Origin of the sequence: Mycobacterium sp. SP-6446, from assembly GCF_001954045.1 — a bacterium.
Classification (GTDB): domain Bacteria; phylum Actinomycetota; class Actinomycetes; order Mycobacteriales; family Mycobacteriaceae; genus Mycobacterium.
On record NZ_MBEM01000104.1, the window covers coordinates 1 to 9,281 of the forward strand.

Annotated in this window: 9 protein-coding genes and 1 pseudogene; 4 read left to right on the forward strand and 6 right to left on the reverse strand. The window is 66.9% G+C overall.

All coding sequences use genetic code 11. From position 1 onward, the window contains the following. A partial coding sequence (locus A5736_RS08765; RefSeq protein ID WP_076245654.1) for an FAD-binding dehydrogenase occupies positions 1–1,232 on the reverse strand: 1,232 nt, incomplete at its 3' end. A 158-nt stretch (positions 1,233–1,390) separates the two neighbouring features. After that, the gene (locus A5736_RS08770; protein ID WP_233147958.1) at positions 1,391–1,663 is read right to left on the reverse strand and encodes a helix-turn-helix domain-containing protein; all 273 of its coding nucleotides are present in this window, start codon (positions 1,661–1,663) and stop codon (positions 1,391–1,393) included. A gap of 91 nt (positions 1,664–1,754) precedes the next feature. Between A5736_RS08770 and A5736_RS08775 the strand changes: the two genes are divergently transcribed. Continuing rightward, positions 1,755–2,339, forward strand: coding sequence for a carboxymuconolactone decarboxylase family protein (locus A5736_RS08775; protein WP_076245655.1), 585 nt, complete (start codon positions 1,755–1,757; stop codon positions 2,337–2,339). A gap of 8 nt (positions 2,340–2,347) precedes the next feature. Here A5736_RS08775 and A5736_RS08780 read toward each other — a convergent pair whose 3' ends face one another. Continuing rightward, positions 2,348–3,052, reverse strand: a complete 705-nt coding sequence (locus A5736_RS08780; RefSeq protein WP_076245657.1) for a DUF2334 domain-containing protein — start codon at positions 3,050–3,052, stop codon at positions 2,348–2,350. A gap of 148 nt (positions 3,053–3,200) precedes the next feature. On the opposite strand from A5736_RS08780, the gene A5736_RS08785 reads away from it, so the two are divergent. Together A5736_RS08785 and A5736_RS08790 are read left to right on the forward strand one after the other, a co-directional pair. Further along, complete coding sequence (locus A5736_RS08785) at positions 3,201–4,817, forward strand: DHA2 family efflux MFS transporter permease subunit (protein WP_076245658.1); 1,617 nt, start codon at positions 3,201–3,203, stop codon at positions 4,815–4,817. 12 nt (positions 4,818–4,829) lie between these two features. Next, positions 4,830–5,276 carry a DoxX family protein gene (locus A5736_RS08790; RefSeq protein WP_076122662.1) on the forward strand — a complete coding sequence of 149 codons (447 nt, stop codon included), beginning with the start codon at positions 4,830–4,832 and terminating at the stop codon, positions 5,274–5,276. Here the strand turns inward: A5736_RS08790 and A5736_RS08795 are convergent. After that, the gene (locus tag A5736_RS08795) at positions 5,205–7,367 is read right to left on the reverse strand and encodes a S9 family peptidase (RefSeq protein ID WP_076245660.1); all 2,163 of its coding nucleotides are present in this window, start codon (positions 7,365–7,367) and stop codon (positions 5,205–5,207) included. The two genes, A5736_RS08790 and A5736_RS08795, sit on opposite strands and share 72 nt — an antisense overlap. Continuing rightward, the gene (locus tag A5736_RS08800) at positions 7,364–8,257 is read right to left on the reverse strand and encodes a phosphoribosylaminoimidazolesuccinocarboxamide synthase (RefSeq protein WP_076245661.1); all 894 of its coding nucleotides are present in this window, start codon (positions 8,255–8,257) and stop codon (positions 7,364–7,366) included. The genes A5736_RS08795 and A5736_RS08800 overlap by 4 nt, the downstream gene beginning before the upstream one ends. A 64-nt stretch (positions 8,258–8,321) precedes the next feature. On the opposite strand from A5736_RS08800, the gene A5736_RS08805 reads away from it, so the two are divergent. Further along, a complete protein-coding gene (locus A5736_RS08805) occupies positions 8,322–8,942 on the forward strand; it encodes a hypothetical protein (protein ID WP_076245663.1) in 621 nt (206 codons plus the stop codon). On the opposite strand, the pseudogene A5736_RS08810 reads toward A5736_RS08805, so the two are convergent. Continuing rightward, positions 8,923–9,281: pseudogene (locus A5736_RS08810) on the reverse strand (C4-dicarboxylate ABC transporter); the annotation flags it as partial. The gene A5736_RS08805 and the pseudogene A5736_RS08810 sit on opposite strands and share 20 nt — an antisense overlap.

Genomic DNA, 9,281 nt, shown 5'->3' on the forward strand with positions numbered 1-9,281 from the left:
TCGGGCAGCTTGTTCATCCCGGTCACCAACTCGCGCAACGAGTTTGCGCTGACGAAGTCCACGCCTCGGTCGACGAAGGCCTGCACCGGCCGGGGCGCGCCGGAGCTGGCCCGGTTGCGCAGCAGCTCCCTTACGCTCCGCCCGGTGAGGTCGGGGTTCTGCTCCTGGCCGGACAGCGCGAATTCCTTCTCAATGATCTTGGCGTTCAACACAAACCAGGTGTAGTCGTATCCGGAGTTGGTGATGTACTCCAGCGTGCCGAGGGTGTCGAACCCGGGATACAGCGGAACCGGCAGCCGTTTGCCCGACGCGTCCAGCCACAGTGGAGATGGGCCGGGGATGATCCGGATGCCGTGCAGCGGCCAGATCGGGTCGTAGTTGGTGATGCCCTCGGTGTAGTGCCACATCCGGTCGGGGTTGATCACCCGCGCGCCGGCCTGCTGCGAAATTCCGATCATCCTGCCGTCCACGTGGGCCGGCACCCCGCTCAGCAGTTGCCCGGGGACGCGACCCATCCGCTTGGGCCAGTTCTTGCGCACCAGATCGTGGTTTCCTCCGATGCCGCCGCTGGCCACGATCACCGCCGACGCACGGAACTCGAATTGCCCCATGGCTTTTCGGGACGAAGGCACCCCGCGGGGCTCAGGTGATGGCTCGAGCACGGTGCCGCGGACACCGGTCACCGCGCCGCCCTCGACGATCAGCTCGTCTACCTGGTGTCGGTGAGCGAAGCGCACCGTCGAGCGATCCCGCAGCCGGCGCGCGAAGATCTCGACCAAGGCGGGCCCGGTGCCCCACGTGATGTGAAAGCGGGGCACCGAATTGCCGTGCCCCTGTGCGCCGTAGCCGCCGCGCTCGGCCCAGCCCACCAACGGAAAGACCTTGAGGCCCCGGTCGCGCAGCCAGCTGCGTTTCTCGCCGGCCGCGAAATCGACGTAGGCGTGCGCCCACTGGCGCGGCCAGTAGTCCTCTTCACGATCGAACGCCGCCGTCCCCAGCCAGTCCTGCAATGCGAGCTCGTGGCTGTCGCGGATGCCCAGCCGCCGCTGCTCTGGGCTGTCCACGAAAAACAGGCCGCCGAACGACCAGAAGGCCTGCCCACCCACGTTGGCGCTGTTCTCCTGGTCGACGATCAGCACCCGCAAGCCGCGTTCCACCAGTTCGCAGGCGGCGACCAGGCCCGCCAAGCCCGCCCCGACAACGATCGCATCGGCCGCGAAAGCATCGCTCATGTCGCAACAGGGTAGTGCCCCGCGCCGGCCGATTAAGCGGACGGCTTGGTCACGCGGCGTCGACGTCGCGACGGGGCAACCAAGGTCATCGGCGGATCCCCTGTGGCCCAACGGGATACGCTTCGCCGCGTGCTCGGTCGAGCCCGGACACCATCTCTTCAGCGAGTTTCCTCGGCCCACTGGCGAGCCCACTGATCGAGCGGGTCGAGGGCCACGCCCAACTGTCGCCCGATCGGAGTCAATTGATAATGCCCCTCGTCGGATCTGGCGATCAGTCCGGCCGCGGCGAGTTCGCCGAGCCGATCGTAAAGAACGCTCGGCGACATGCCGTCGCAGCGGCTACGGAGCGCACGAGCCCCCAACGGGCCGTCTCGCAGCTCCCACAGAACCCGTAGCGACCAGCGGCGGCCGAGAAGGTCGAGGGCGGCCATGAGTGGCCGTCCGCTATCGGAGCCGCGAACCGGTTGGCCCGGACGCGGGAGCTGTTGACGTTTCGGTTTCCGTAACATACGCTGCGAGGTCATGGTTACGGAAACAGTAACACCGAGGATCTTGCCGCTCGACCCGCCCTACGATTCCGAGGTCGACGCTCAGTTGCAGACGATGATGCCGGCCGGGGTTCCACCGATCGGGCTCTTCCGCACCTTCGTCCGGAACCTTCCCATGGCGCAGGCAATGGGCACGTGGGGTCGTTACGAACTCAGCCGCCAGCTGTCGCTGTCGATGCGCGACCGCGAGATCGTGATCAACCGGACCTGCGCGCGTTGCGGCTGCGAGTACGAGTGGGGCGTGCACGTCGCATTCTTCGCCGAACGGGTGGGCCTCGATGCGCGGCAGGTCGCCTCGCTGGTCACCGGCGACGACGAGGACGACTGCTGGACCGAGAATCGCGATCGGCTACTGATCCGGGCGGTGGATGCCCTGCACGACCACGCCGATATCGACGATGCGCTGTGGCGACGACTCAGCGGGGAATTCGGCGACGCCAGCCTGCTCGATCTGCTCTTCTTGTGCGGCTGGTACCACGCCATTAGCTTCGTGGCCCGAGCCGCCAGGGTCAGGCTCGAGCCCGGCGCCCCCACCTTCGGCTCCATCGCCGACTTATGACGGCTTAGTCACGCGGCGTCGACAACGGCTTTGTTGGACCGCCATTCGTACACCGTCGGTGTGCACCCGTGCATCGCGGCCAGGTCGACCGCGTCCAGCACGGCCTGCAGCGGCCCGGGCTTGCGCAACTGGCGGCCGGCTATCGCGATGCGCACGATCCCGCCCCGACGGGAGATGCGATCGGCGGACAGCACAACCATGCGACACCACCACGGCTCGGTCAGAAAGCCCTCTCCGATACCGAGCACGCGGGTGCGGACGGTGGTGTGACGGACCAGGTCGGTGATCCCGTGCAGATCGGCCAGCAGTCGAAACCCGTTGCGCGGCAACACCTTCACCACGCCCGGTGACACTACCCAGCCCGGCGCCGCAAACAGCCGGGTGCGCAAACCGAGGTGCTCGAGCACCCGGTCGGCGGCCGTCAGCCGGAGGTTGGCCTCGTGCGCCCGCAGCATGGCGAACTCGCCACGCCGCTTCTTGGTGGCCGGGTCGTCGTAGCCGTGCAGCACGATGGCGTCGCCCCCGGCGCGCCGCGCGGCCAGCCACTCGACTGTGCGCGGATCGCGGTCGAGTCGGTAGTCGCCGGCCAGCCGCGGGGCCACCAGCAACGACACCGGCACGTTGCGGGCATCCATTTGTGCGCAGAACGCCTCAACGTCGCCCAGGGTGCGCTCCCCTATCCCTGAGACCGAGACGATCAATTTTCCAGACACACCTGCAGTTTGACGATCTCAGGTGTCGGAATGGTGAAGGACACGCGGACAGCAGGCGTATATCGGGTCCGCCGCGACGCAGGTCAGGGGCATTCGGGGCCCGACGCAGCCGGCGCCCGCGGCCATCGGCGCCGGCAATCGATTCGATATGCTAAGCAACGCCATGGAGAAGGCCCGTTCCGCAGCGGCCGACCCGCTGACCACCACTCCCACGCGGCAGCCCGCCGCCGGCGTGCATGTCTATCCAGACAAGCTGGACGCCCGGCTGTTGCGGATCTCCGGCGTGTGCATCCTCGCCACGGTGATGGCGATACTCGACGTCACCGTCGTCAGCGTCGCGCAACGCACCTTCATCGCCGAATTCGGCTCGTCCCAAGCAATCGTCGGATGGACGATGACCGGCTACACGCTCGCCTTGGCGACCGTGATTCCGGTAACGGGCTGGGCCGCCGACCGATTCGGCACCAAGCGGCTCTTCATGGGATCCGTGCTCGCCTTCGCGCTGGGCTCGCTGCTGTGCGCGGTGGCAGCAAACATCCTGCAGCTCATCGTGTTTCGCGTGGCGCAAGGCATCGGCGGCGGCATGCTGATGCCGCTGGGATTCATGATCATGACCCGCGAAGCGGGCCCCGGGCGGCTCGGCCGCCTCATGTCGATCCTGAGCATTCCCATGTTGCTCGCCCCCATCGGTGGGCCCATCCTGGGCGGCTGGCTCATCGACACCTCGAGCTGGAGATGGATCTTCCTGATCAACCTCCCCATCGGCCTGGTGACCATCGTTCTCGCGGCGATCGTGTTCCCGCGTGATCATCCGGCGCGCTCGGAAACCTTCGACGTGGTCGGGGTGCTGCTGCTGTCGCCGGGCCTCGCGACGTTCCTCTTCGCGGTGTCGTCCATCCCGCGCTGCGGCACCGTCGCCGATCGCCGCGTGCTAATACCGGCGGCCGTCGGCCTGGCGTTGATCGGCGCGTTCGTGCTGCACGCGTGGCACCGCGCGGACCACCCACTCATCGATCTGCGACTGTTCCGGAACAAGGTGCTCACCCAGGCCAACGTGACGATGCTCGTCTTCGCCACCGCCTTCTTCGGCGCCGGACTGCTGCTTCCGAGCTACTTCCAGCAGGTGCTGCATCAGTCACCGATGCAGGCCGGGGCGCACATGATCCCGCAGGGCCTCGGCGCCATGCTGACCATGCGCCTGACCGGGCCGCTCGTGGACCGGCAGGGACCGGGCAAGGTCGTGTTGGTGGGCATCGCGCTGATCACCGCCGGCCTGGGCACCTTCGCCTTCGGTGTGGCCAAGCAGGCGCAGTATCTACCCACGCTGCTGGTCGGATTGGCGATCATGGGCCTGGGCATGGGATGCACCATGATGCCGCTGTCGGTTGCCTCCGTGCAGGCGTTGGCGCCGCACCAGATTGCCCGGGGCACAACGCTGATGAGCGTCAGCCACCAGGTGGGCGGCTCGATGGGAACGGCGCTGATGTCGATGATCCTGACCAACCAGTTCAATCGAAGCGAGAACATCTCCGCGGCAAACAAACTCGCGTCCCTGCAACAGAAGGCCGCCGCCAGCGGGGTGCCAGTCGACCCGGCCGCGATACCCCGGCAGACCCTCGCCCCGGGCTTCGCGGGCGATCTGCTGCGCGACCTTTCGCATGCCTATACGGCGGTGTTCGTCGTCGCGGTCGTGTTGGTGGTGTCCACGGTCATCCCGGCGGTGTTTCTGCCGAAGCGGCCCGCGAGCCAAACGGCCGGCGAATAGATTGGACTTGAGATGGCTCCGTTGATCACGCTGCTGGTGGGCACCGTCGCCGCTCGGTGCATCGGCTGGCTCGGCGTCGGCTACGTCAACAGCTGGGCGGCGGCGGTCGCCGTCGGACTGGCCGCGATGTTCCTGATGACGGGGCTCGCCCACTTCGCGCCGCAGCTGCGCCGCGACCTGATCGCGATCGTGCCGCCCCGGTTGCCGGCTCCCGGCTACCTGGTCACGATCACCGGCCTGCTCGAGCTGCTGGGCGCCGTGGGGTTGTTGCTTCCGGTGACCCGGATGGCCGCGGCCCTGTGCCTGCTGGCGCTGATGCTGGTCATGTTCCCGGCCAACGTCTACGCCGCCCGGATGCCCGATCCGCCTAAGTCGATGACGACGCAGCTACCCCTGCGCATCGCCATCGAGGTCGTCTTTCTCGGCGCGGCCATAGCGGTCGCCGTCGGCAGCGGCTAGCAGCCAGGCGTACTGGAACGCGGCCTCTTCCCAGGCCCGGTAGCGACCGCTGACCCCGCCGTGGCCCGCCGCCATCTGGGTCTTGAGCAGGACCGGATTGCCGTTGGCGTTCGCGTGCCGCAATGCCGCGACCCACTTCGCCGGCTCCACATAGTAGACCCTGGTGTCGTTGAGCGATGTCATCGCCAGGATGGCGGGATACCGCTTGGTCTCGACGTTCTCGTAGGGCGAGTAGGACTTCATGTAGGCGTAGACTTCGCTGTCGCTCAACGGGTTTCCCCATTCGTCCCATTCGGTGACGGTGAGTGGCAGCGAGGGGTCCAGGATGGTGGTCAGCGGGTCGACAAATGGGACTTGGGCGAGGATTCCGGCGAACAGATCCGGCGCCAGGTTGGCCACCGCGCCGACCAGCAGGCCACCGGCGCTGCCGCCCAACGCCACCAACTCTCGCGGCCGGGTCAGACCTGAGTCGACCAAATGCTTTGCCACCGCGACGAAGTCGGTGAAGGTGTTCTTTTTCTCGAGTAGCTTGCCGTGCTCGTACCACAGCCGGCCCATCTCGCCGCCGCCGCGGACGTGGGCGATTACGAACACCATGCCCCGGTCCAGTAGCGAGAGCCGCGCGATGGAAAAGCTTGGGTCCGTGCAAATCTCGTAGGCGCCGTAGCCGTACAGCACGGTGGGCGCGGGGAATTCGAGACCGGCGCGGTGCACGATCGACACGGGGATCCTGGCGCCGTCGTCGGCGCGCGCCCAGTCTCGGCGCTCCACGTAATCGGTGTGCCGGTAGTCGCCGAGCACGGGTTGCTCGCGCAGTAAGATGCGTTCGCCGGTCGCCAGGTCGATGTCGTAGATGCGTGTCGGGATGACGAGAGACCCGGCCCGGATGCGCAGTCTGGGCGACTTCCAATTCGGATTGCCGCCCAGGCCGGACGACATCAGCTCGGATTCGAATGAGATCTCTTCGGGCTCGCTGTAGCCAGCGCCGGAGTCGATGGGCCACAACTGGATCCGCGGCAACGCCTCGCGGCGGTAGCTGACGACCAGATGATCGGCGAAGGCATCCACGCCGTCGAGTCGAACATCGTCGCGGTGCGGGATCAGTGTGCGCTGCTGCGCCGGGGCGTCGACGGGTGCCTCGGTGAGCGTGAAGTTCACCGCGCCGTCGTTGTGCAAGATCAGGAACCGATCCTGTCCCGCGATCACCGCGTGCTCCACCGAATACTCGACACCTTCGCGTCGCGGCAACACCACGGTGAACTGCGCCTGGGGATCGGCGGCGTCCGCGTAGCGGATCTCCGACGTGATCGACGAACCCGAGGCGATGAACACGTAGGCTTCGCTGCGGGTGAGCCCGACGCCGAGCCAGAAGCGTTCGTCCGCTTCGTGATACACCAGCTCCGACGGCTCGCCGGAGCCCAATCGATACCGCCATATCTTGTCGGGACGGTGCGCCGCGTCCAGCGTCGCGTAGTAGACGGTGCGGTTGTCGGCGGCCCAGGTCACTCCGGCACCGATGTTGGCGATCTCGTCGGGGAACATCTCGCCGGTGCGTAAATCCTTGAACCGCAGCGTATAGCGCTCGTCGCCAATAACGTCGACGGAGTAGGCCAGCAGATTGGCATCCAGGCTGACCATCGCGGCACCCAGCGCGAAGAAGTCGTGGCCTTCTGCCTCGATGTTCGAGTCCAGCAACACCTCTTCACCTGGTATCTCGGTGTTCTCATCCAGCGCCGGCGGGGTCCAATCATCGGGATCGGCCACCGGGCAACGGCATTGGGCGCGGTATTGCTTTCCCTCGAAGGTTCGGGAGTAGTACCACCAGTCGCCCTGACGAGTCGGCACCGAGAGGTCGGTTTCCTTGGTGCGCGCCTTGATCTCGTCGAAAATCTGCTGCCGCAACGGTTCAAGGTGAGCGGTGACCCGGTCGACGTAATCGTTTTCGGCTTCGAGGTAGGCGATGACGTCAGGGTTGTCCTTTTCGCGCAGCCATTCATACGGGTCGACGAAGACGTCCCCGTGGTGCTCCCGCCGGGTCTCCACCCGCTTGGCGATCGGCGGCGCGGGCGTCTGTGCAACGGAATTCGTCATGCGCCGGGGCCGATCCAGTCGTCGAAGCTCATGCCGGAGATCCGTTCGTAGGCATTGATGTAACGGGCGCGGGTGGCGTCGATGATGTCGTCCGGCAGCGGCGGCGGGGGTTGTGAGCCGTTGCGGTCCCAGCCCGATTCGGGGCCGGTCAGCCAGTTGCGGACGAACTGCTTGTCGAAGCTGGTCTGCACCTCGCCCTCCCGGTAGTCGTTGGCCGGCCAGTACCGCGAGGAATCGGGCGTGAAGATTTCGTCGGCCAGCACCAGGTTCCCCTCGCCGTCGGTGCCGAATTCGAATTTGGTGTCCGCGATGATGATTCCCTTCGTCAGGGCGTGATCGGCGGCCTGAACATAGATCCGCAACGTGCGGTCGCGCAGCTGGTTGGCGCGCACCGCGCCCACCATCTCGATCACCCGGGCGAACGGAATGTTCTCGTCGTGGTCTCCCAGTGCGGCCTTCGTCGCCGGGGTGAACAGCGGCGTGGCGAACTTGCTGGCCTCGACCAGGCCCGGCGGCAACGCGATCCCACAGACCTTCCCGGTCGCCTGATAATCCAGCAACCCCGAGCCGGTCAGATAACCGCGTGCCACACATTCCACCGGGAGCATCTCGAGCTGCCGCACCACCAGCGCGCGGCCCAGCACCTCGTCGGGGATGCGCGGGTCATTCGGCGGCCCGGCGAGGTGGTTGGGGGCTTCGACGAGGTCGAAGAAGAACACGCTCATCGCGGTCAGGATGCGGCCCTTGTCCGGGATCGTGCTGTCCAGGACGTAGTCGTATGCGGAGATCCGGTCGGTCGCGACCAGCAGCAGGTGCTCGTCGTCGACGCGGTACAGCTCACGGACCTTGCCGCTGGCCAGATGCTGATAGTCGGACAGTGCGGGGCGCATCCGGCCAGCCTATCGGGCACCGCGCGGCCGACCCCGTGCCGGGAGCTGTGCTGGAATTTCGGTCATGACATCCCGGTTCTTGCCCTACTCCACCAGACCAGTCCGGCTTCTTGCTCAACTGTTCAGCGATGTCGCCGTGGTCGTGTGGACCGTCAGCTGGCTGCTCGTCGGGGTCGCCGTCTACGACGCCATCTCGACCATCGCCGACGCCGGCCGTCAAGTCGAAAGTGGCGCACATGGCATCGGGGGCAACCTGGCCTCTGCCGGCCATGGTGCGCAGCACATTCCGCTGGTCGGCGATGCGGTAAGCAAGCCGCTGACCGCTGCCAGCCACAGTGCCCTCGACATCGCGAGCGCCGTCCACGACCTGGACACCACGACGAGCTGGCTCGCGGTACTGCTCGCGATTTCGGTCGCCGCCCTCCCCATCCTGATCGCGGTCGTGCCCTGGTTGTGGCTGCGGATCCGGTTCTTCCGGCGCAAACGAACGGTGACCGCCCTGGCCGCCACCCCGGCCGGCGAGCAACTGCTGGCGTTGCGGGCGCTGACCAACCGCCCGCCACGCAAACTGGCCTCCGTCAGCGCGGATCCGGTCGGTGGGTGGCGCCGTGAGGACTCCGTCACAATTCGCGCGCTGGCCGCACTCGAACTGCGCGCGGCCGGGATCACGCTTCGCGCGGGCTGACGAACATGCGCCAAGCGCGCAACAGCCCGGCCGCGACGACAATCAGCCACGCCGCCAACGCATCCCAGAAAAACACCAGCGACACGGTGATCAACGACCGCTGCCCCAGCTGAGCCGCCATGCTGTAACTGGCCGCGGAGTACATGCCCAGCGGAAAGACGAACGCCCACCACACACCGGCGAAGTGCAGCATTTCGGGGCGGCGGCGGATGCGATGCAGACCGAAGTAGACCAGCGGCGGAATCCACAGGGTGGCCGCTGCCCAGGTGACCACCGTGACGGCGAGCACCGGCCCGGTCAACCACGCCGGAGCCAGGCCGTGGATCGTGTCGCCGGCCA

Excerpts from the sequence above, each read along its gene's own strand:
- A5736_RS08805 (WP_076245663.1), top strand. The coding sequence starts at position 8,322 with ATGACATCCCGGTTCTTGCCCTACTCCACCAGACCAGTCCGGCTTCTT.
- A5736_RS08775 (WP_076245655.1), top strand. The coding sequence starts at position 1,755 with ATGGTTACGGAAACAGTAACACCGAGGATCTTGCCGCTCGACCCGCCC.
- A5736_RS08770 (WP_233147958.1), bottom strand. The coding sequence starts at position 1,663 with ATGGCCGCCCTCGACCTTCTCGGCCGCCGCTGGTCGCTACGGGTTCTG.
- A5736_RS08785 (WP_076245658.1), top strand. The coding sequence starts at position 3,201 with ATGCTAAGCAACGCCATGGAGAAGGCCCGTTCCGCAGCGGCCGACCCG.
- A5736_RS08800 (WP_076245661.1), bottom strand. The coding sequence starts at position 8,257 with ATGCGCCCCGCACTGTCCGACTATCAGCATCTGGCCAGCGGCAAGGTC.
- A5736_RS08790 (WP_076122662.1), top strand. The coding sequence starts at position 4,830 with ATGGCTCCGTTGATCACGCTGCTGGTGGGCACCGTCGCCGCTCGGTGC.
- A5736_RS08795 (WP_076245660.1), bottom strand. The coding sequence starts at position 7,367 with ATGACGAATTCCGTTGCACAGACGCCCGCGCCGCCGATCGCCAAGCGG.